Raw genomic sequence first — 21708 nt, forward strand, 5'->3', positions numbered from 1 at the left:
AACTCGACACCCAGGCCCAGGATTTCACCGTCGTCGGCGTCGGTGACATGAGCGGCGACGTCTTCGGCAACGGCATGCTGTTGTCCGAGCACATCCGCTTGGTGGCCGCGTTCGACCACCGCCACATCTTCCTCGACCCGATTCCCGACGCGGCAACTTCCTACCGGGAGCGGCAGCGGATGTTCGCGTTGCCGAGGTCGTCGTGGGCGGATTACGACACGTCGCTGATCAGCTCCGGCGGAGGCGTCTACGACCGCTCCGCCAAGGCGATCCCGGTGACTCCGGAGGTGCGCGCGGCACTCGACCTGCCCGCCGGCGTGACCACCCTGTCGCCGCCGGAGATGATCAAGGCCATCCTGCTCGCCCCGGTCGATCTGCTGTGGAACGGCGGGATCGGCACCTACATCAAGGCGAGCAGCGAGACCAATGCCGAGGTGGGCGACAAGTCCAACGACGCGGTCCGGGTCAACGCCGACCAGTTGCGGGTCAAGGTGATCGGCGAAGGCGGCAATCTCGGTGCGACTGCGCTGGGCCGCATCGAGTTCTGCCGCAACGGCGGACGGATGAATACCGATGCCTTGGACAACTCGGCGGGCGTGGACTGCTCCGACCACGAGGTCAACATCAAGATCTTGCTCGATGCCGTCGTCTCCAGCGGTGAACTCGCCGTCGCGGAGCGCAATCCGCTGCTGGCCTCGATGACCGACGAGGTCTCCGACCTGGTGCTGCGGGACAACATCTCGCAGAACTTCCGGCTCGGGATGTCGCGGGCCGACGCGGCGGGCATGTCGGGAGTGCACGGCAGGATGATCAACGACCTCGAACAGCGTCGCGGTCTGGACCGCGAGCTGGAGGCCCTGCCGACCGAGGCGGAACTGGCCCGCCGCGCCGCCGAAGGGACCGGCCTCACCTCGCCCGAGCTGGCGAATCTCATGGCGCACGTGAAACTCTCGCTCAAGGCTGACCTGCTGGCCGGTGACCTGCTCGACAGCGCGGCGTTCGCGCCGGTGCTGCCGGCCTACTTCCCCGCGCCGCTGCGGGAGCGGTTCGCGCAGGCGATCGGCAGGCACCCGCTGCGGCGCGAGATCGTAGCCACCGTCGTGGTCAACGAGATGGTGGACTACGGCGGCATCACCTACGCGTTCCGGCTCGCGGAAGAGGCCGGGGCGACCACCGACGACGCGGTGCGCGCGTATCGGGCGGCGGTGGAGATCTTCGACCTGCACGACCTCTGGCAGCGGATCAGGCAGACACCGATGTCCACGGCGGCGCGCAACGAACTGGAGCTGGAGACCAAGCGCACCCTGGACCGGGCCGCACGCTGGCTGCTGTCCAACCGCCCGCAGCCCATCGCGATCGGCGCCGACATCGCCAGGTACCGCGACGGCGTGCGCGCTCTGTCCGGCCGCGTGCCCGCGTGGTTGACCGGCTACCTCACCGAGGATCTCGCCGAGCGGTCGCGGCGGTCGATCAGCCGCGGCGCGCCCCGGGAGCTGGCCGAGGAGGCGTTCGGGCTGATCCACCGTTTCCCGCTGCTGGACGTGCTCGACCTGGCCGACATCGCCGACCGCGATGCCGCGGAGGTCGCGGTGCTGTACTACGCGCTCAACGAGCACTTCCAGATCGAGCGGCTGCTGACCGCGGTCGGCAAGCTGGAGCGTGGCGGGCGCTGGCGGGCGCTGGCCCGGCTCGCGGTCCGCGAGGATCTCTACGATTCGCTGCGGTCGCTGACCCTCGATGTGCTGACCGCGACCGAACCGCAGGACAGCACGGTCGAGAAGATCGCGTACTGGGAGTCGACCAACCGTTCGCGGCTGGCCCGTGCGGGTGCGTCGCTGGCGCAGATCTTCGCCGCCGAAACGCACGATCTCGCCGCGCTCTCGGTGGCGGCACGGCAGGTCCGCGGCATGGTGAGCGGCGGTGATGCGACGGCCGTCGCACCGACGGTCGCTGGCTGATCGACCACACGATGCCCGGAGGCAGGCGCTCGGCGTCAGCCTCCGGGCATCGGCGTTCCGCACTCGCCGCAGAATTTGGCGCCGGGGCTCGACTCCGCGCCGCAGCTCGTGCAGTGCCGAGGTTGCGGCGCTAGGCGCGCCCCGCAGTTCATGCAGAACTTCGCGCCCGCCGGATTCGCGCCCTGGCAAGCGGCGCATGACGTCTGAGCCGTCTCCGGCGCCGCGGCGGGAAGCTGTGGCGCGGGGGAGTGGCTGCCGACCTGGTGGCCGATCGCGTTCAGACTCAGTGCCGCGCCGAGGAATCCGCCCTCCATGCCATGGTGTCCGCGCGCGAAACCCTGGCTCGCGCCGAGCGCGAGTTCGCCGGCGGCGTAGCGCTGGAAATCGCCGGTGAGGCTGATGTACTTGACATCCTTGGCGAGTCGCTTCAGCCGGTCGGCGTCCTCCGGCGCCAGACTGATGTCGAAGTTACCCATCCGCGGGATGCGCAGCCCGTATTCGTAGAGCGCGGTGTTGGTCTGGCGCAGCACCGCCTGCTCGATCGGCTGCAGCTGTGCCGAGAGCCCGAGCACCGGCCAGTCGCGGCGGGCGACCCCTTGGGTCACCGCCATCTTCATGGATTTGAGCAGCAGGTCGGCGCACCAGCTCTGCACTCGGTCCGGGTCGGTGAGATCGGCGGTCCCCGCGAGCGCGGTCAGCAGCTCGGCCGGGTCGCGAACGGTCAGGGCGAACTCGCCGAAGACACGCAGCGTCACCACCTGCTCGCTGACCGGATCGAGGATGTCGTCCAGCCGGCCGCCGAAGCGAATTCCCGGAAACTCCCTCGTGGAAACGAAATACAGTTCGGCGCGGTAGTAGTTGCCGCCGGTGAGGGTGTCGACGAGCGCACCGAGCACGGGGAGCTCGTCGGCATCGATGCGGTGTCGTCCCGGGCCCATCGCGGCCACGACCCGCCCGGACTTGACGAAGAGTGCGAGCTGGTCGGCGTTGACCATCGCGCGGCTGTAGCGCCGGATGTTGACGTCCGGCCACTTGTAGACCAGCTGATTCTTGCGGTCCTCGGGGACCGCGATGAATTCCCGTTCGAACCAGGCCATCTGCGCTCCCTCGTCCCGTTTGTCCCACTGAGCGTACCGATATCTGGTGGCACGATCAACGAATCTTGTCGCGATCGCCGCTGCTCGGATGCCCTTTTCTCAAAGTTCTTGATGTCCAGCGTGTTACAACATGCCAATCGCTATTGAACGTGCCGCTATGTAACGGTACATTGAGCGAAGTTATGATCGCCGTCACCTGAAAGGCCATCGCCATGACCACAGTTCGACCACCAGCGGATGCGCCCGCGCAGGCTGCCGCGCTCGAAGACGAGGACTCGGGCTATCACAAGTCGCTGCGCCCGCGTCAGCTGCAGATGATCGCGATCGGTGGGGCGATCGGCACCGGGTTGTTCCTGGGTGCGGGTGGCCGGCTGGCCAGCGCGGGCCCTGGCCTGTTCATCGTGTACGCCATCTGCGGCGTGTTCGTGTTCTTCATCCTGCGGGCGCTCGGCGAGCTGGTGCTGCATCGCCCCTCCTCGGGATCGTTCGTCTCCTACGCCCGCGAGTTCTACGGCGAGAAACTGGCGTTCGCGGTCGGGTGGATGTACTTCTTCCACTGGTGCATGACCGGGATCGTAGACATCACCGCCATCGCGACATATGTCCATTTCTGGGGAGCGTTCGAGGCCATCCCGCAGTGGTTGATCGCCCTGGTCTCCCTCGCGGTCGTGGTGAGCATCAACCTCGTCTCGGTGAAGTGGTTCGGCGAGCTCGAGTTCTGGGCCGCGCTGATCAAGGTGATCGCACTGGTCACCTTCCTGATCGTCGGCACGGTGTTCCTCGCGGGCCGCTTCAAGATCGATGGCCAGGTCACCGGCCCGAGCGTCATCACCGATCACGGCGGACTGTTCCCGACCGGGTTGCTTCCGCTGGTCCTGGTCACCACCGGAGTCGTGTTCGCCTACGCCGCAGTGGAATTGGTCGGTACGGCAGCCGGTGAAGCGGAGAACCCCGAGAAGATCATGCCGCGCGCGATCAACTCGGTGATCGCCCGGATCGCGCTGTTCTACGTGGGTTCGCTGGTGCTGCTCGCCCTGCTGCTGCCCTACACCGCGTTCAAGAACGGTGAGAGCCCGTTCGTGACGTTCTTCTCGAAGCTCGGTGTGGACGGCGCCGGTTCTGTGATGAACCTCGTGGTGCTGACCGCGGCGTTCTCCAGCCTGAACGCCGGTCTCTACTCGACCGGCCGCATCCTGCGCTCGATGTCGATGAACGGCAGCGCGCCGACCATCGCGGCGCGGATGTCCCGCGGCGGCGTACCCTACGTCGGCATCCTCGCCACCGGCGCGGTGGCGCTGATCGGCGTCGGGCTGAACGCGGTGGTGCCGGAGCAGGCCTTCGAGATCGTGCTGAACATGTCGGCGCTGGGCACCATCTTCGCCTGGACCGCGATCGTGGTCTGCCAGTTGCAGCTGTGGCGCTGGTCGCGCACCGGCCGCGCGGAGCGTCCGTCCTTCCGGCTGATCGGCGCGCCGTACACGAGCTTCGCGACGCTGGTGTTCCTTGCGACCGTGGTCGTGCTGATGGCCTGCAGCGATGACCACGTGCAGCGCGGTGCGGTGCTCGCGATGGTCGTCATCATGGTTCCCGCGCTGGTGGGCGGCTGGTTCCTCGCCCGCAAGAGGGTGCTGCAGATCGCCGAGATCCGCCAGGGCATCACCGGGCAGTTCCCGGTCCTGGCCGAGCGGCCGCGCCGCGAAGCGGGCGACCCGGTGGTGATCCTCGACAAGCCCGACGAAGAGTAAGGCAGTATCCGCCCCGGGCAGCTCGCCCGGGGCGGATATATTCCCAATGTCGGGAACAATACACGCGCGCATCGACAGGCGGCGGACCAGAATGAAACCGCGATTCAACGGCGGGTCTGAGAGGTTCGTATGCCGGAGCACCCCAGCGCATCCGACCGTCCACTTGCGCATCCGTGGGCGAATCGGCGCATGCGCGGCACCGAGGTGCCTCGGCGAACTTCCCACCCCTGGGCCACTCGGCATCTGCTCAAAACCGAGGTGGCCCCACGACTACCAAATCCGTGGTCGACACCGCGGTACGTCGAGAAACCACGTGCCGTCGCCGTCGACCCGGCGCCGAGCGACGGCGGACCGCCGACCGGCGCCGACGTCGGGGGCGAGGAAACCATCGGCACCGCCGAGCGGTTGCTGCTCGGCGCACTCGAGGCCGAGTCCGACCCCGGTTCCGGGCGCAGCGCGCGCTCGCGGCCGAGCGCGCGACGACTGGGCGGCGGGCTGGTGTCCATGCCCAAGGTGAGCCCGCTCGATCCGCGCACCGCGGTGATGCAGAACCCGGAAGTGCCCGAGCACAAGCGGTTCTGCTGGAAATGTCAGCAGCCGGTCGGCCGCACCAGCGCGGCCGGGTCCGGCGTCGTGGAGGGTGAGTGCGGCCGCTGCGCCTCGCCGTTCAACTTCCGGCCCCTGCTCCAGCCGGGGGAGATGGTCGCTGACCAATACGAAGTCCAGGGCTGTCTGGCCCACGGCGGACTCGGATGGATCTACCTGGCGGTCGATCGCAATGTGAGCGATCGCTGGGTGGTGCTGAAGGGGTTGCAGAACCCGCTCGACTTCGAGGCGCACGTGGTCGCCCTCGCCGAACGCCAATTCCTCTCCGAGGTGGCCTATCCCGGCATCGTCAAGATCCACAACTTCGTCAAGCACCGCTCCGGGCGCGACGTGGCCGACGGCTACATCGTCATGGAGTACGTCGGCGGGCGCTCGCTGAAGAAGATGCTGGATTTGCGTGCGCCCGAACGCATTCCGGTCTCCGAGGCGATCGCTTTCATGATGGAGATCCTGCCTGCGCTGGACTACCTGCACTCGTTCGGGCTGGCCTACAACGATCTCAAGCCGGACAACATCATGGTCAGCGAGGACGAGGTCAAGCTGATCGATCTGGGCGCGGTCGCCGCGATGGAGTCCTACGGCAGTATCTACGGCACTCCGGGCTATCAAGCGCCCGAGATCACCGAGACCGGCCCGACGGTCGCCTCGGACATCTACACCGTGGGGCGGACGCTGGCCGCTCTGGTGCTGGACATGCCCAAGAACGCCGACGGACACCAGCTGCCCGGCATTCCCTCGCCGGACGACGAGCCGCTGCTGCGGGACTATCCGGCGTTGTACCGGCTGCTGTGCCGCGCGACCGATCCGGAGCCGCGCCGCCGCTTCCCCACCGCCTACGCGATGTACGGCCAGCTCGCGGGCGTCCTGCGCATGGTGCTCGCCTACGACACCGGTAAGGAGCATCCGCAGGCGTCGCTGGAATTCGGCGCCATGCGCGGCGATTTCGGCATCGAGACGTTGATCGGGCAGACCGACGGCATGACCGACGGGCGCCATCGTCTGCCCGCGCTGGACGCGCCGAGCGTCGTCGCGGCCCTGCCGGTGCCGATGATCGACAGCGAGGACCCCAGCGCCGACCTGCTGTCAACGTTGCTGCACGGCGATCCCCGGCACGCCCTGGACGCCCTGCGCCGCACCGCCGACCGGATCGTCTCCGGGACCATCCCGGAGCCGGAGACGTTCGAGCTGGAGGGCACGCTGACCGCGGTGCGCGCTCATCTGGACCTGGGCGAGGTGGTGCCCGCGTGCGATCGGCTCGCCGATCTGCGGCCCGACTACGGCACGGACTGGCGCCTGGAGTGGTACTCGGCCGTCGCCGCCCTGCTGGACGGACAGTACGAACGCGCCTACGAGTACTTCGACCTGGTGCACGGCATGCTGCCCGGCGAGATCGCCCCCGCGCTTGCGCTGGCGGCCACCGCCGAACTCACCCTCCAGCACCTGGGCGATTGCGCCGACGACCGCTGGCATCGGCTCGCCGAGGAGTATTACCGCACGGTGTGGCGGACCAATCACGGCGTGGTGAGCGCGGCGTTCGGCCTGGCCCGCAGACTCGCCGCCGACGGTGGCTTGCTGGAGGCCGTCGAGGTCCTCGATCAGGTGCCGGAGGCATCGCGGTATCAGAGCGTGGCGCGCATGACCGGATGCCTGCTGCTGGTCTCCCAGCCGATCCCGGAGACCACCGAGGCCGACCTGCTCGAGGCGGCCGCGCGCCTGGACGCCGCGCCGGACGAACCGAGGGCGTTGCAACTGCAGGTCATCGTGGTGGGCGCGGCGCTGGAATGGGTGCGTGCCGGCGGTCGGTCGGCCGATCCGGACGCGACCCTGCTCGGCTTCCCGTTCACCCTGCTCGGTCTGCAACGCGGGCTGGAGTCGAGCCTGCGGGCGCTGGCCAGGATCGCCCCGCATCGTCTGCACCGCTACCGGCTGGTCGACCTGGCCAACTATGTGCGGCCGAAGTCGAGGTGGTGAACCGGTCTCAGCTGGTGCGCGCGGTGAGCATGAAAAGCGCGGGCGCGGCGAGGATCACCAGCAGCCACAGCCAGTTGCCGGTGGTCACCGCGAGCACCACCGAGAAGACCACGGCCGCGCCGGCCAGAACGACCAGGCGCGGCAGCGGGTTGGTCGGCGTCACGTCGGCCGGGGGCGGTGTGCTGCCGGGCAGATCGGCGAACAGCTCGGCCAGTTGACTCCGCTTGGTCGCGGCGGCGACGGCCGCGCTGAGTTCGTCGAATTCGGCCAGGCTCAGCCGGCCCGTGCCCAGGTGGTGGGTCAGCTCGCGCATCGCGCGCTCGCGGTCGGCGAGACTGGCCGGAAGGCCCGCGGATTCACCCATGTCGGAAGGATAGGCGCGGCGGCGGGACCCGGCATCGAGGGGATTTCCAGAGGCGGGAAGACCGGTGGCGGGCGAGCGCTCGGAAGGCGGCGGCGCCCCGCGCGGACGATGTTTGCTGAAATGTCGCTATGGACCGGTCGGTCGCCCCGACAATGGCCGCGCACCGGCGGCCGTCCCGTGTTGCGATGTGGTTTCCTTGAGGTATGACTGCGGGTGTGGAGTACACGATCGACGAGCTGGCGCGGGAGGCCGGTACGACCGTGCGCAGCCTGCGCGTTTACCACGAGCGGGGCGTGCTGCCGCCCCCGCAGGTCAAGGGGCGTACCGGTTTCTACGGCGCCGACCACCTCAACCGGGTGCGGACCATCAGCAGGTTGCTCGATCGCGGGATCAAACTCAACGGCATCAGGGAATTGCTCAACGCCTGGGATCGTGGCGACGATCTGGGGGACATCCTCGGTGTCGCCGAGCCCGGCTCGCCCGAGGCGACCGCCGTCGACAGAGGCGAAACGATCGCGGCGACCGAACTGGCCGAGCGCTATCGCGACGTGCCCAACGGTCTGGCCCGGGTCGTCGCCGCGGGTCTGTACGAACCCGTCGACGCGGCGACCTATCGCATCGCGGATCGCCGTCTGGCGCACAGCCTCGAGCAGATGGCGGCCGTGGGCATCCCGGCCGATGAGGTGCTCGGCGAGCTGGAGAAGCTTCGCGCGGACGCCGAGCGGATCGCCCGGCGCTACGTGGATCTGTTCCGGCGTACAGCGTGGGCATCGTTCCAGGATTCCGATCGCGGCCCGGCGCAGGTCGCCGAACTCGCGCAGCGGCTGGAGGCGACCAGGACCGTCCCGGCGGAGACTACCGCCGAACTGGTGAACCGGCTCGTCGCAAGGTATCTCGACCAGGACGCCGAGCTGGCGGAGGCGCTGCCGGAGAGCTGACCGGCGGCGCACTCCCGGTGGATGGAAATACTTCTGTTTCAGATTCCCATCATTGGTGATACGTAGCAGTAACGTGCCGTTGATCAACGGTATATTGGTGTCATCCGGCGCGCGCTCTCGCGCCGCGGGGCTACCTACGCTCGTCTACTTAAGTATGTCTTCCGGCCACCTACCGATGCGCCGAAGTGTCGCTCTCCCCGACAATCTGGAAGTCGCACAAGGGCAGCAGATGGGTGTGGGCACATGGGAAGCGTGACGCTGTGGATGCAGATGTCGCTCGACGGCTTCGCGGAGGGGCCGGATCAGGAAATCCACTGGCCGGTGGTGGACGAGGAACTGTGCGAGTCGTTCCTGGATGAATTACGCTCGGCCGACCTGTTCCTCTACGGCCGCAAAACATACGAGATCATGGCGTCGTTCTGGCCGACCGCCGACGTGGATCCCGCGATCTCGGAGTTCTACGTGGATTTCGCTCGGTGCTGGAAACAGACGCCCAAGGTGGTCTTCTCCCGCACCCTGTCCTCCGCGGGCTGGAACACCCGCGTGGTCCGGGACGACCTCGTCGAGGAGATCACCGCGTTGCGCGCGCAGCCGGGATGCGACATGGTCTTGTTCGGTGGCGCGGAGACGGCATCGGAGTTCATGAAACACGACCTGATCGATGAGTACCGGCTGTTCGTGCACCCGATCCTGCTCGGTGGCGGGATTCCGCTGTTCCCGACGCCTGCCGTGGTCTCCGGGCTGCAACTCGTCGACGTGATGACCTTCGACAGCGCGGTGGTTCAGATGCACTACCAGCAGATGGCCTCCGCGAGGTAGCAATCGGCACGGGAACGGGGTCCGCTGCCCCGGTAAACGGGGGCTTGACCTTTGCATAACGTCTGATTGTCGAGCGCGCCGCCGCATCGTCGGCTAACTTTCGTTTTATGTCCCTGGTTCAGGCACGTGGCGACGTGCTGCCTGCATCCACCAGTGAATTCCTCGGCCGGGAAACGGAATTGGACCGGCTGGGCGCGCTGCTGGACAGCGGCGCCCGCCTGATCACCCTGGTCGGCCCGGGCGGGATCGGCAAGACGCGGTTGGCCGCGGAGGCGTTGTGCCGCGACGCGCACGCCCGGCGCAGGCCGGTGTACTGGGCGCGGCTGGCCGGGCTGGAGGCCGACAGCACCGCCACCGCGCAGGACGTGATGCAGTCGGCCGTGCGCACCGACCTCAGTTCGCCACCGACTCATGACGCCCTGGTACGCACGTTCACCAGCGGAGACCGTTCCACCGAGCGCGCTGTCCTCGTGCTGGACAACTGCGAACACCTGCTCGGTGTGGTCGCGGCGATGATCGCCGAGTTGCTGGAATCCGCGCCCGGCCTGACCGTCCTGGCCACCAGCCGCGAACCGATCGGCTGGGCCGACGAGTACATCCTGCCCGTGCCGCCGTTGTCGCCGCGGCAGTCGCTCGAATTGTTCCGGCAGCGCGCCGAACTCATCGGGCGGGCGATTCCGGATGACCGCGAGGCGATGGCCGTCGCCGCGCGGATCTGCCGCCGGGTCGACCACAACCCGCTGTTCATCCGCCTGGCCGCGGCGCGTCTGCGGCACCAGCCGCCGGTCATGGTGCTGCGTGAACTCACCGGCGACGCGGACGACAAACGCCTGCACTGGAACCACGGCGCACGGGCGGGCGCCGAGCAGCGCCACCGTGGTGTCTACGACGTGATCGCCTGGTCGTTCGCGCTCTGCGGCGCCTCCGAGCAGTTGTTGCTGGAGCGGCTGTCGGTCTTCGCCGCCGGGTACGAGACCGACGACGAGTCGCTGCGCGGGGGCATCGAGCTGGACGCCGCGATCGCGGTGTGCGCCGACGACGCCCTGCCCGCGAGTGTGATCGAACGCCTGCTGGAGCGGCTCACCGAACAGTCGCTGCTGTCGGCGCATCTCACCGCGACCACGGTCAGCTGGTATCTGGTGGAAAGCGTCCGCGTGTTCGCCCGGGAGCGGCTGCGCCGCCGGGATCGCGGCGAGTTCGACCGGCTCGCCGCGCGGCACCGCCGGTATTTCCGGGACAAGGTTGTCGCCGGGCAGGCCATCTGGCTCGGACCGCAGGATCAGGCGTGGCTGGCGTGGGCGCGCTCGGCGTGGAACGACATCGTGCTCGGCATCGAATCCGGTCTGGCCGACCCGGCGGAGGCCGTGGTCGCGCTGGAGATCGCCACTGTCCTGCTCTCGATGAAGGTGCCGTATGTCAAGTCCGGCGCCGGTGCGCTGACCCGGTTGACCGAACGTGCGCTGGAGGCCACCCGGGCCTCCGAGCTGGGCCCTTCCGGGCTGGCCGACCTGGCCACCGCGCTGCTCGGTTGGATCTCGCTGTGGCAGGGGCGGACCGATCACATCCCGCAACTGCTCGCCGACTGCGCCAGCCTCCCACCGGGAGCCGGACCGCGCTACACCGACATCGATTTCGGGCTGCCCGCCCCGGTCGAGTGGCTGTGGGGGCTCGAGCTGATGCTCGTGCGCGGTGACCCGCGCGCCGTCACCGTCCTTGCTCGGGCCCGCCGCAAATTCGCCGAACAGGGCGATCGCATCGGCGCCGAGCGCAGCGACGTGTTCGCGGCATTCTGTTCCGCCCTCGTCGGCGACCGGCGGCAGGCGCTGGAGAACACGGCGCGATTCCTGGAGCGATCGGTGTCGTCCGGCTCGACATTGTCGCGCTCCTGGGCCGAGATCGCGCGCGCGGTGGCGCTGGCCAAACACGGGTCCGCCACCGAGGCGCTGACACTGACCCACGGTGTGCTCACCCGCTACCGCGGCGAACAGGACACCTGGACGGCGAGCTGGGCGGTGGGCGCGCACATCGTGGCGCTGGCCCAGGTCCTCGTCGCGCAGCGGGCCGAGGGCGGTGATCCCGCCGCGGCCGCGGACACCGCGCGGGAAATCGCCTATCTGGTGGGCGGATTCAAGACGCGTCAGCGTTCGATGGGGATATCCGTCGACCGGGTTCCGCTGATCGCCGCCGAGATGCGCCGCGCCGCGGAGGTCTCCCGCGCGGTGCTCGGCGACCGCGCCTACGCCTCCGCCGAACGCAGGACGCGGCTGCGTCCCGAGCTGGACGCGCTGTGGTGTCCCGCCCCGGAGCCGGCGCCGCCCGCCCGGCGGCCGGACCGGCCGGCCTCTTCCCGGCCGGTGTCGCGGCGGCCCGCCGCGCGCTGGAGCGAGCTGTCGGAGGCCGAACGCGACGTCGCCGTCTTCGCGGCGGCGGGCTGGCCCAACAGCGCCATCGCAGGCCGCAGGCGCAGCTCGATCCGGACCGTCGACGCGCAGGTGGCCGCCATCCGGCAGAAGCTGATGATCGCCTCTCGCACCGACATCGCGGCCCACATCCCCGACGAGCTCGCCGACCGGGTCCGGTACGAATCCGAGCGGCGGCCCAGCCGTAGCCGCAAAGGTAGGACAGGACGCGCCCATTAGGCTGCTCGAGCAGTGGTTTCCGGATCGGTAGGTGTGTCGGCATGTCGGAGGTGAGCAGCGGCGGCGGCAACGGCCCCGTCGCGCCCGCGGAGTTCGTGGGCAGGCATGCCGAACTGCGGCGGATAGACGCCTTGCTGAACTCGTCGAGCGCCCGGCTGATCACCCTGGTCGGGCCCGGTGGCATCGGCAAGACGACGCTGGCGGTGGAAGCCGTGCGCAGATACCGCGGCGGGGCGCGGCACACGGTGTACTGGACGCGCCTGGCCCGTCTCGCGCCCGGCGCGGAGACGGGAACGGTCGCCGAGGAAGTGCTCTTGTCCGTCGCGAAGAACGGCATAGTGGGCCGCTCCGCCTGGGACGGGCTGCTGGAGACCCTCACCGGTGCCGGCGCCGACGACGACGAGGCGCACCGGACCATCCTGGTGCTGGACAACTGCGAACACGTGCTGGGCGGCGTCGGTCCGCTCGTCATCGGCCTGCTGCAGGAAATCCCCGGCTTGACCATCGTCGCGACCAGCCGGGAGCCGGTCGGCTGGATCGACGAGCAGTTGGTGACGGTGCCGCCGCTGTCCAGCGTGCACGCCCTGGAACTGTTCCGGCGGCGAGCCGAGCGCACCGGACGGCCGATTCCCGAGGACCCCGGACAGCTCGCCATCGCCACCCGCATCTGCGGGCACGTCGACAACAATCCGCTGTTCATCCGCTTGGCCGCGGCGCGGCTGCTGCACCGGCCACCCGCGATCGTGTTGCGCGAGTTGTCCGGCGACACCGACGATCGCCGCCTGCAGTGGACGCACGGGGCCAGGGGTGGCGTCGGCGAACGGCACCGCAGCGTGCGCGACGTGATCGCCTGGTCCTACGGTCTGTGCACCGCGCCCGAACAGTTGCTGTTGGAGCGCTTGTCGGTCTTCGCCACCGGTTGCGACGCCGAGAACGATGAGACGCAGTCCGGCGGGGCCGAAGTGGACGCGATCGTGGCTGTCTGCGCGGACACGGCGCTACCGCCCGAGCGGATCGAGGGACTGCTCGAGCGCCTGGTCGAACGCTCGCTGCTGTCGGCCCACATCACCGCGGCGACGGTGCGCTACTACCTGCTGGAGAGCGTCCGGGTCTTCGTGCGGGACCGGCTGTCCACCCGTGGCGACCATCTGGACGAAGCGCGACTGCTCGCCCGGCATCGACGGCACTACCGCGACCGTGTCGCCGCGGGGCCTGCCACCTGGTACGGCCCACGGGAACAGGAGTGGATCGCGTGGGCGCGAGCGGCGTGGGACAACATTCTCATCGCGGTGGAGACCAGCCTCACCGACCCGGAGGAGGCGGTGGTCGGACTGGAGACAGCCGCGACGCTGATGGCGCTGCGTGTGCCGTTCATCACCGGCTCCAACCGGGCCATCACCAGTCTGACCGAGCAGGCCCTGGAGGTCACCGCGCAGGTCGAGCCGCCGCCGACCCGGCTGCGGATCAATGCGACCGCGCTGGTGGGCTGGATCGCCATCTGGCAGGGCAGGCACGCCTACACCGCGCAATTGCTGGACGAATGCGCCGCGGAGTGCCTCCCCTCGGAACTGCGGGCCGGCTGGCGTGAGACGACGGCGACCGACCTCGGCTTGCCCGCCGCGGTGGAATTCACCTGGGGCCTCGAACTCCTGCTGATCCACCTCGACCTGCGAGCGGTGGACGTCTTGGCCAGGGCGCGCCGGAAGTTCGCCGTTCTGGGCGACCGGGCGGGGGAGCAGCGCAGCGAACTGTTCGAGGCCCTCACCTACGCGAACCTGGGCGAGGCGGACGTCGCGCTCGGGGCCGCGCGCAGGCATCTGGACCGGGCAGTGGCTTCCGACGCGGGCTGGGCGACCTCCTGGGCGGAGCTGGCCTGGATGATCGCGGTGTCCCGGCACGGCGATCCACGGGAGGCGGTGAAACTCGGGCAGTCCACCCTGGAGCGCTTGTTGATCACCGGCGACACCTGGACGGCGGGATGGGTCGCGCACTTCAGCATGATGGCGCTGACCTATTTGCTGTCCGCCCGGATCGAGGCGGGCGACACCGGCAGTGCCGAAGCGATCGCCGCCGCCACCGAGATCGCCCATCTGCAAGGCGGAATCGCCACGCTGCACCGCTCGATGGGAATCGTCGCCGACCGGGTGACGCTGGTAGCCCGCGGCACCGCTCGGGCCGTCGTGGCGGTCACCGCGGTCATCGGCGCCGATGCCCACGCGGCGGCGGTCCAGCGTGGCGCCCGGTTGCGTCCCGAACGCGACGAACTGCAATTGCTGTTGCTCGGCAGATTGCCGGTCGACAAGCTGCCGAACCCGCGTCCGCAGGCCAGGTCGACCGCCTCGCGCTGGGAGGAGCTGACGCCGGCGGAACGCGAAGTCGCGGTGCTGGCCGCGGCGGGCTGGGCCAACAGTGCCATCGCCGCCCGCCGGGGCAGTTCCATCCGGACGGTCGATGCCCAGGTGGCGTCCGTGCGCAGGAAGCTGATGGCGGCCACCAGAGCCGACATCAGCTGGCACGTGCCGGATCACCTCGCCGAGCGGATCCGGCTGGAATCCGAGCGGCGGCCCGCGCGAACGCGAGCACGCCCGTGACCGTGGTGACGGTCACGGACGTGCGATAGCGGAGATCGGGCAGGTCAGGTCAGCGAGCCGTCGTAGCACAGGCTCGACGACCGCCAGGACCGCTGCGGCCCGCTACCGGGATCGAAGGCCCACTGGTCGATCGAGCCGGCGGCCTTCCACCACAGCGCGCCGCGTCCGTCCGAGACCACCTGGTAGACGTCCTCGGAACCCTCGATGAGCTGGCTGCCGACGCAGTAGTCGTTGTACTCCGTGCCGTACTGCCGGGCGCCGGGGCTGAACAGGCCGGCGGGGTGGGCGTAGGCGCCCGGGTTCGGCACGGTGCTTGCCTGCCGAGCGGGGGCGCCCCGATGCCAGTACGGCCCGCCCAGTCCGTCGGTTCCGCAGGCGAAGTTCCAGCCCCCTGCGACGACCGTGGTGCCCTGGCCGTAGGCGCCCCCAGCCCAGAGGCAGGCAGCGCCCTGAGCCTCGGCGGTGCCCGCGCCGAGGCTCAGGCCGCCCGCCGCCACCGCTGCCGCCGCCAGCAGGGTGAGCGTCCGTGCCGTGCCGCCGCGCTTGTTGTCACACGCGGTCGGCCGGCGAAGCCCACTGATCTTGATCATGAGTGTTTCTCTTTCGTGCGTTACCCCGGCCGGAGTGGATTCCGGGGTGGTGATACTTCAAGTAATGTGCCGCTAGGTAGCGGGACGATCAGTCCAGAGGGACGTCACGGAAGGTTTCAGAGTGCGAGAGGGTGGACCGCTTCCGCGGTCACCGGCACCAGGCGGCCTGCGCGCGGCAGACGGTGTAGCCGGTGCCGTCCGGGCGGGCCACGCGCGACCAGCTCGGGCCGTCGGAATCGTCGCCGGTGGTGATGTCGCCCGGTGCCGCCTGGTTCTGCCGCTGGCGGTAGTCCCGGATGGCCTGGTCGGCCTCTTCGGCGTCCAGCCGGTCGCTGTCGCGATGGTGGTAGCCCATCGGGTCGATGTGGTGCCAACCGGTGGTGTCACCCGTGCCGTTGCGCGGGTTCGACGGACCCGAGTGCGATTCCGCGCCCGCGATGCCCGCGGCGCCCGCGGTGAGCGTGCCGACGATCGCGGCACAAGCGAGCAGTCTGGCGGCGAAATGGGTGGTGTTGGCGGTCATCGTAAGTCTCCGTTCGGATTTCGCGCTGCGCACGGTGGCACGGCGCGAGCTGCGGCGGTGCGGCGAACGTCGGTGGTCGGAGTTGCCGCGCGAGGTGGGGGCGGGGAGGGGATCGGGGTGGCATCCGTCGCGGACGTGTCGTCCGCGGGGCGGTGCCGATCGGCTCGGTCCCGGTCGTCGGAATGGGGAGAGCCCGGCCTGTCGTATCCGTGGCGGCCCGGGTCTGCTGCGGGGCGCGGGGTCGCGACGATCGTGTCGGGCCCGGCCAGCGCTTCGGTCGGCGCCGGGGTTTCCGGCGTGGCCGCTATCGCGCTCACGATCAGCGGGCGGACGAGCCAGGTCTGTGTCCGTCGCTGGTGCGGCGTGATGCCGGTCATCGTTCGCGTCCGTTCATCTCGCCACCTCGGGATCTTGAATCGGTCCGGTGTAGTCCGACCCGTGGGTCCCTATCTATCGTGCCGTTGGATAACGTCACATTAATCGACGGGTCGATATTTTGTCGAGAGCTTTCTCATGTGTGGGAAGAGTTTCGTGTCTTCCTGGGTGGAAGCAGCGCCCTGACCAGCGGCAGCGCCGATGCGCACCAGTCGGTCGCTCGGCCACCGGGTTGCCGATGCGAGCGGATGATTCCGCTGTGGCGAGAAGTAGCTCTGCGCACGGCGATGCCGGCGACACGTTGGCGGTCGACTGATGAGCGTTCGCGCCGCGTCGCGGTGATCGGAGATCGACTGTCGCGCAGGATTCGATAGGGCCGCACAACCGAGCGTTCGAGCGGCCCAATCGGGCTTCGGGCGCACTCCTCGCTTCAGTCGGCAGTGTGTTCTCGAGGGCGGCTTTATACGCGAAAAGGGCGTCCGCCGGGTTGGCGGACGCCCTCTGCTTCCTCGGGCGGTCACGGTCCAATGCGGATCCGTGACAGCGATATCTGTGGCGGAACGCCGCTACGCCGCTGCGGTGCTGGTGCACCGTGCCGAGGCGTGCGGGATCGGTCTGTCGATCAGGCTTCGGTCACTGCCGCGAATGCCGGAGCGCCCGAACCCTCGGCCGCGGTCGGGACGCGCTTCGGCTTCACGGCGGCGGGGTCGCGGAACGGGGCTTCGATCACCGCGCGCTCGCGCCACAGGTGATACAGCGCGACGGCGAAGATGGTCGTGCCGATCACGTTGGCCAGGAAGTGCCACCAGATGCGGAACGTCGCCGCGCCGGGACCGGGGTCGAGCAGGCCGAAGATGGTAGACAGCCCGATCGCCTTGGTGCCGAAGGCGACCGTCAGGGTGAGCGCGAGATGCTCGAGCCCGTGGATGCCTTGCATCAACACGCCCATGCGACCCCACTTGCGTGCCTTGCTCTCCACAGCGTGGTGGGTGACCAGGGCGATGCCGACCAGTCCGGCGAGGAAATGGAAATTGCCCACCAAGTGCAGGATTTCCATGCCGAGTGCCGGCTTCATGTGGTTCACCTGGCCGAATCCGTTGGCCAGGCCGGTGCCCCACGGGGTCATCCACGCCGGTGAGTTCGGGTGCTGGATCCAGTACCCGACCTGTGCCACGTGCTCCTGGAAGTGTCCTATCTGGGCCACAACGCCCAGCGCGATGACACCGAGCGCGGTACGGAACATCCATGGTCGCGGGGGTTTGCGCAACGCGACGACGAGTACGCCGACGGCCGCCCACATGACGACCATCCAGGCCACCATCAAGATCGCACCTAGGATTTCCAACTCGGTCGCTTCGGCTGTGTGGTTCATGAGAACCGCCCTTCTGCGCGCCCTCCGGCAACGGCGACGGATGGGGGACTGCTATGGAAACGCGTGGAACGCGTTGCCCGCAAGATACAAGGTGCCGGCGTCATCTGTCCGAGATTTCCGAATGCGCTGGAGTAGCGACCAATTGGTTCGTGTAATACAGCGCATGATCAGAACGGTCGCAGAAAGCCTTCGACGATGCGATGGGCGCGGTCGGCGGCCTCCGGAACGTCGAGCCGCAGCGCGGTATTGGTGGCGCACAGCACCGCATCGATCTGGAACGCGACCAGATCCGCGTCCAGTTCGGCGATCTCACCGGCGGACGCCGCCGAGCGCAGCTCCCGCGCCAGTAGCCCTACCCACGCTCGCTGATCGCGGAACAGGGCATCGCGCACCGGTCCCGGTTTGCTGTCGAACTCGGCCATGGTCGCGACGCGGAAGCAGCCGCCCGGGAACAGCGGTGTCTCGGCGTAGACCATCCAGTGGTCGAGCAAGGCTCGCAGCCGAGCGACGCCGTGCGGCGCGGAACGGGCCGGTTCGACGACCGCTTCCACGAACCGGTCGCGCGCGTGATCCACGGCGGCCAGTTGCAGATCTTCCTTGGTGCGGAAGAGGGTCTGGATTCCCGCCTTGCTCAGCCCGGTGTCGGCGGCCAGCCTGCCGAAGCTGAGGCCGTCCAATCCGTCCAGCGAGGCGATGTCGACTGCCTGCCGCAGCACCGTGGCTCGAGTTCGCGCACCGCGCAGCAGTCGCTTGTCGGTGATCTCAGCGGTGTGCGGGGCACTTTCCATACGGTCGATCGTACTTACTCGTGGCCACTCCCGTAGGGCCAGCTCCAGTCGGCTACCTCAGGGATGTCCGCACCGTGTTCCCTGGTCCACGCGCGAGCCCTCCAGCGCGCGTCGACCATCTCCTGGCGCAGCCCAGCGGCGCGCTCACGCAAGCTGGACACCCGATCGATCACGTCCATGACGAGGTGGTAGCGGTCCAGGTCGTTGAGCATCACCATGTCGAACGGCGTGGTCGTCGTGCCCCGCTCCTTGTAGCCGCGGACGTGCAGTTCGCCGTGGTTGGTGCGCCGATAGGTCAGCCGGTGCACCAGCCACGGATAGCCGTGGAAGGCGAAGATCACCGGGCGGTCCCGCGTGAACAGCGTGTCGAACTCGCGGTCGGGCAGGCCGTGCGGATGTTCGTCCTTCGGTTGCAGCCGCATCAGGTCGACCACGTTGACCACCCGGACACGCAGCTCCGGCAGCCGCTCGCGCAGGATCGCGGCCGCGGCGAGGGTCTCCAGCGTCGGTACGTCGCCCGCGCAGGCGAGCACCACATCCGGTGTGGTGCCCTCCTCGTCCCGGTGGCCCGCCCACGGCCAGATGCCGATCCCGCGCGCGCAGTGCTCGGCGGCTTCGGAGACCGACAGCCAGTCGGCCTGCGGCTGCTTGCCCGCGACCACCACGTTGACGTAGTGCCGGGAGCGCAGGCAGTGGTCATAGGTCGACAGCAGCGTGTTGGCGTCCGGTGGCAGGTACACCCGTACGATCGAGGCCTTCTTGTTCAGCACCACGTCCAGGAAACCGGGGTCCTGGTGGGTGAAGCCGTTGTGGTCCTGGCGCCAGACGTGCGAGGACAGCAGGTAGTTCAGGCTGGGAATCGGGCGCCGCCACGGCACCGCCGAGCTGGCGTCGAGCCATTTGGCGTGCTGGTTGAACATCGCGTCGACGATGTGGATGAAGGCCTCGTAACAGGTGAACACGCCGTGCCTGCCGGTCAGCAGGTAGCCCTCCAGCAACCCCTGGCACATGTGTTCGGACAGCACTTCGATCACCCGGCCGGTGCGGTCGAGTTTCTGGTCGCGGGGGTCGATCTCGGCTTGCCAGGCGCGGCCGGTGACCTCGAGGATGTCCTGTAACCGGTTGCTGGCCAGTTCGTCCGGCGCGAAGGTGAGGAAGTTGTGCGGATTGTGCCTGGTGACCTCTCGCAGCCAGCCGCCGAGCACCCTGGTGGCTTCGTGCTCGGTCGCGCCCGGCGCGGGCACATCGACGCCGAATTCGCGCCAGTCCGGCAGGCGCAGGTCGCGCAGCAGCGCGCCGCCGTTGGCGACCGGATTGGCGCTCATCCGCCGATCGCCGACCGGTACCTGAGCGATCAGTTCCGGCGCCGGTGCGCCGCTGTCGTCGAACAGCTCCTCCGGACGGTAGGAGCGCAGCCACTGCTCCAGGACCACGCGGTGCCCGGCGTCGGTGCGCGCGCCCGGCAACGGCACCTGGTGCGCCCGGAACGTGCCCTCGACCTGGTCGCCGTCCACCACCGGAGGGCAGGTCCAGCCCTTGGGTGTGCGCAACACGACCATCGGCCAGGCGGGCCGCGTCACGTCACTGCCGCCGCGCGCGGCGCGCTGGATCCGGTCGATGCGTTCCATGCTCGTGTCCACCGCCGCGGCCATCGCCTGGTGCACCGCCGCGGGATCGTCGCCCGCGACGACGATCGGCTCGTAGCCGTATCCGCGCAGCAGGGCGAGCAGTTCCGGTTCCGGGATGCGCGCCAGGATGGTCGGATTGGCGATCTTGTACTCGTTCAGCGCCAGGATCGGCAGCACCGCGCCGTCGCGCGCCGGGCTGAGGAACTTGTTGGCATGCCAGCTCGTGGCCAGCGGTCCCGTCTCCGCCTCGCCGTCGCCGATCACACAGAACACGGTGAGATCGGGATTGTCCAAGGCGGCGCCGAACGCGTGCAGCAGCGAATAGCCGAGTTCGCCGCCCTCGTGAAAGGAGCCGGGAGTCTCCGGCGCACAGTGACTCGGCACGCCGCCGGGAAAGGAGAATTGGCCGAACAGCGCCCCCATGCCCGCGGCATCCTGCGAGATGTGGCTGTAGAGCTCGGAGTAGGTGCCCTCCAGCCAGGCGCACGCGTTCGGGCCGGGGCCGCCGTGCCCGGGACCCGCGACGAAGACGGCGTTCAGCCCGCGTTGCCGGATCGCGCGATTGGCGTGCGCCCAGACCAGATTCAGGCCGGGCACCGTGCCGAAATGCCCGAGCAACCTGGGCTTGATGTGCTCGGAGCGCAGCGGCTCGCGCAGCAACGGATTGGCCATCAGATAGATCTGGCCGACCGCGAGATAGTTGGCGGCCCGCCACCACGCGTCGATCGACGCCAGTTCGTCGCGCTCCAACGGGCCCGGCACGTCCGCAAGCCGGTAAGGACGCGGGGCGACGGTCCGGCCGCCGGTGCTGCCGACGTTGTCCGCCGAGGTGTCACCACCCGCACTTGCCATGTGGGTCATGCTCCGACTCTCCTCACGTTCGGGTATCGGGGACAGCGGCGGCGCGAGTGGCCGCCGTCCCGGTCCTGCAACGGTCGCCAATCGGAATCGACAACGCCGGATGGAGATTCACCGCCAGCCTAGCCGGAGCGGGCTCCCCGCGGCGGTCCGCGCGTGTCGCGGGAAGCTCGCCCCGCCCGGCGCCCGTTCGTGGTCTAGGGTCCGCGGCATGCACATTCTCGGAAGGATCATCGGTATCGGCGCCCTCGCCGCGACGACCATCGTGCTGGCGGCTTGCGGCTCGGATGACGAGCCGACCGCCACGACCCTCTCCGCGACGAGGACCTCCGCGGCGGCGGGGCCTTCCCCCGCGCAGCGCCCGGCCACCCAGAGCAAAGGCCGGGAGTGCACCGCCGAGGACATCGGCGTCACCGGTGACTTCGGCGCCGCACCCGCTATCACCATCCCGGACGACTGCGACCCGCCGAAGCAGTTGATAGTCAAGGACCTGGTCCAGGGCAGCGGACCCGGCGCCGCCGCAGGGCAGCAGCTCACCATGAACTACGCGCTGGTCACCTGGTCGGACAAGAAGACGCTGGACAGTTCCTTCGATCGCGGCAAGCCGTTCCAGCTCACCCTCGGGGCGGGCCAGGTCATCGACGGCTGGGACCAGGGACTCGTCGGCGTCCGGGAAGGCTCGCGCAGGTTGTTGATCGTGCCGCCGGAGCTGGGCTACGGCGCGGGCGGGCGGGGCATCGCGCCGTACGAGACGCTGGTCTTCGTCACCGACGCGGTCTCGGTGGGGAAGTAGCCCCGTCCCGCGCGGACCGCCGAGCCACCGCCGGATGCAGGTCCGCTCGGCCG

15 protein-coding genes are annotated in these 21708 nt (G+C 69.1%); 8 read left to right on the forward strand and 7 right to left on the reverse strand.

Going from position 1 to position 21708, the window contains the following annotated elements:
* Nucleotides 1-1958, forward strand: a 1958-nt coding sequence (locus NA8_RS29540) for an NAD-glutamate dehydrogenase domain-containing protein (RefSeq protein WP_174550156.1), incomplete at its 5' end; no start/stop codon positions are given.
* A gap of 35 nt (nt 1959-1993) precedes the next feature.
* On the opposite strand, the gene NA8_RS29545 is transcribed toward NA8_RS29540, so the two are convergent.
* Nucleotides 1994-3055: an SPFH domain-containing protein gene (locus NA8_RS29545; RefSeq protein ID WP_063053603.1), complete on the reverse strand. Its 1062-nt coding sequence runs from the start codon at nt 3053-3055 to the stop codon at nt 1994-1996.
* A 212-nt stretch (nt 3056-3267) separates the two neighbouring features.
* On the opposite strand from NA8_RS29545, the gene NA8_RS29550 reads away from it, so the two are divergent.
* Nucleotides 3268-4800 (forward strand): amino acid permease, encoded by a 1533-nt coding sequence (locus tag NA8_RS29550; protein ID WP_063053604.1) that lies wholly within the window; start codon nt 3268-3270, stop codon nt 4798-4800.
* Between the two features lie 189 nt (nt 4801-4989).
* Complete coding sequence (locus NA8_RS29555; RefSeq protein WP_245664057.1) at nt 4990-7377, forward strand: serine/threonine-protein kinase; 2388 nt, start codon at nt 4990-4992, stop codon at nt 7375-7377.
* Nucleotides 7378-7384: 7 nt separating this feature from the next.
* On the opposite strand, the gene NA8_RS29560 is transcribed toward NA8_RS29555, so the two are convergent.
* Nucleotides 7385-7741, reverse strand: coding sequence for a DUF1707 SHOCT-like domain-containing protein (locus tag NA8_RS29560; RefSeq protein ID WP_063053606.1), 357 nt, complete (start codon nt 7739-7741; stop codon nt 7385-7387).
* Between the two features lie 203 nt (nt 7742-7944).
* Here NA8_RS29560 and NA8_RS29565 point away from each other — a divergent pair, with 203 nt between their 5' ends.
* From NA8_RS29565 to NA8_RS29580, 4 genes are all read left to right on the forward strand, one after another.
* Complete coding sequence (locus tag NA8_RS29565; RefSeq protein ID WP_063053607.1) at nt 7945-8679, forward strand: MerR family transcriptional regulator; 735 nt, start codon at nt 7945-7947, stop codon at nt 8677-8679.
* Nucleotides 8680-8922: 243 nt separating this feature from the next.
* Complete coding sequence (locus tag NA8_RS29570; RefSeq protein ID WP_040865472.1) at nt 8923-9498, forward strand: dihydrofolate reductase family protein; 576 nt, start codon at nt 8923-8925, stop codon at nt 9496-9498.
* 107 nt (nt 9499-9605) lie between these two features.
* Nucleotides 9606-12137, forward strand: a complete 2532-nt coding sequence (locus NA8_RS29575) for an ATP-binding protein (protein ID WP_063053608.1) — start codon at nt 9606-9608, stop codon at nt 12135-12137.
* Nucleotides 12138-12178: 41 nt separating this feature from the next.
* Nucleotides 12179-14728, forward strand: a complete 2550-nt coding sequence (locus tag NA8_RS29580) for an ATP-binding protein (protein ID WP_063053609.1) — start codon at nt 12179-12181, stop codon at nt 14726-14728.
* Nucleotides 14729-14772: 44 nt separating this feature from the next.
* On the opposite strand, the gene NA8_RS29585 is transcribed toward NA8_RS29580, so the two are convergent.
* From NA8_RS29585 to NA8_RS29605, 5 genes are all read right to left on the reverse strand, one after another.
* Nucleotides 14773-15318 carry a hypothetical protein gene (locus NA8_RS29585; RefSeq protein ID WP_063053610.1) on the reverse strand — a complete coding sequence of 182 codons (546 nt, stop codon included), beginning with the start codon at nt 15316-15318 and terminating at the stop codon, nt 14773-14775.
* A 148-nt stretch (nt 15319-15466) separates the two neighbouring features.
* Complete coding sequence (locus NA8_RS29590) at nt 15467-15841, reverse strand: hypothetical protein (protein WP_063053611.1); 375 nt, start codon at nt 15839-15841, stop codon at nt 15467-15469.
* Nucleotides 15842-16838: 997 nt separating this feature from the next.
* Nucleotides 16839-17588, reverse strand: a complete 750-nt coding sequence (locus tag NA8_RS29595; protein ID WP_063053612.1) for a DUF6008 family protein — start codon at nt 17586-17588, stop codon at nt 16839-16841.
* Nucleotides 17589-17755: 167 nt separating this feature from the next.
* A complete protein-coding gene (locus NA8_RS29600) occupies nt 17756-18376 on the reverse strand; it encodes a TetR/AcrR family transcriptional regulator (RefSeq protein ID WP_063053613.1) in 621 nt (206 codons plus the stop codon).
* Nucleotides 18377-18390: 14 nt separating this feature from the next.
* Entirely contained in the window at nt 18391-20865 is a 2475-nt protein-coding gene (locus NA8_RS29605; protein WP_084467179.1) for a phosphoketolase family protein, read from the reverse strand.
* A 208-nt stretch (nt 20866-21073) separates the two neighbouring features.
* Between NA8_RS29605 and NA8_RS29610 the strand changes: the two genes are divergently transcribed.
* On the forward strand, nt 21074-21655 hold the full coding sequence (locus NA8_RS29610; protein ID WP_063053614.1) for an FKBP-type peptidyl-prolyl cis-trans isomerase: 582 nt from the start codon (nt 21074-21076) through the stop codon (nt 21653-21655).
* Nucleotides 21656-21708 lie beyond the last annotated feature (53 nt).

Origin of the sequence: Nocardia arthritidis NBRC 100137 (assembly GCF_001612765.1) — a bacterium.
Lineage (GTDB): Bacteria > Actinomycetota > Actinomycetes > Mycobacteriales > Mycobacteriaceae > Nocardia > Nocardia arthritidis.

Excerpts from the sequence above, each read along its gene's own strand:
- NA8_RS29545 (WP_063053603.1), bottom strand. The coding sequence starts at position 3,055 with ATGGCCTGGTTCGAACGGGAATTCATCGCGGTCCCCGAGGACCGCAAG.
- NA8_RS29550 (WP_063053604.1), top strand. The coding sequence starts at position 3,268 with ATGACCACAGTTCGACCACCAGCGGATGCGCCCGCGCAGGCTGCCGCG.
- NA8_RS29555 (WP_245664057.1), top strand. The coding sequence starts at position 4,990 with ATGCGCGGCACCGAGGTGCCTCGGCGAACTTCCCACCCCTGGGCCACT.
- NA8_RS29560 (WP_063053606.1), bottom strand. The coding sequence starts at position 7,741 with ATGGGTGAATCCGCGGGCCTTCCGGCCAGTCTCGCCGACCGCGAGCGC.
- NA8_RS29565 (WP_063053607.1), top strand. The coding sequence starts at position 7,945 with ATGACTGCGGGTGTGGAGTACACGATCGACGAGCTGGCGCGGGAGGCC.
- NA8_RS29570 (WP_040865472.1), top strand. The coding sequence starts at position 8,923 with ATGGGAAGCGTGACGCTGTGGATGCAGATGTCGCTCGACGGCTTCGCG.
- NA8_RS29575 (WP_063053608.1), top strand. The coding sequence starts at position 9,606 with ATGTCCCTGGTTCAGGCACGTGGCGACGTGCTGCCTGCATCCACCAGT.
- NA8_RS29580 (WP_063053609.1), top strand. The coding sequence starts at position 12,179 with ATGTCGGAGGTGAGCAGCGGCGGCGGCAACGGCCCCGTCGCGCCCGCG.
- NA8_RS29585 (WP_063053610.1), bottom strand. The coding sequence starts at position 15,318 with ATGATCAAGATCAGTGGGCTTCGCCGGCCGACCGCGTGTGACAACAAG.
- NA8_RS29590 (WP_063053611.1), bottom strand. The coding sequence starts at position 15,841 with ATGACCGCCAACACCACCCATTTCGCCGCCAGACTGCTCGCTTGTGCC.
- NA8_RS29595 (WP_063053612.1), bottom strand. The coding sequence starts at position 17,588 with ATGAACCACACAGCCGAAGCGACCGAGTTGGAAATCCTAGGTGCGATC.
- NA8_RS29600 (WP_063053613.1), bottom strand. The coding sequence starts at position 18,376 with ATGGAAAGTGCCCCGCACACCGCTGAGATCACCGACAAGCGACTGCTG.
- NA8_RS29605 (WP_084467179.1), bottom strand. The coding sequence starts at position 20,865 with ATGACCCACATGGCAAGTGCGGGTGGTGACACCTCGGCGGACAACGTC.
- NA8_RS29610 (WP_063053614.1), top strand. The coding sequence starts at position 21,074 with ATGCACATTCTCGGAAGGATCATCGGTATCGGCGCCCTCGCCGCGACG.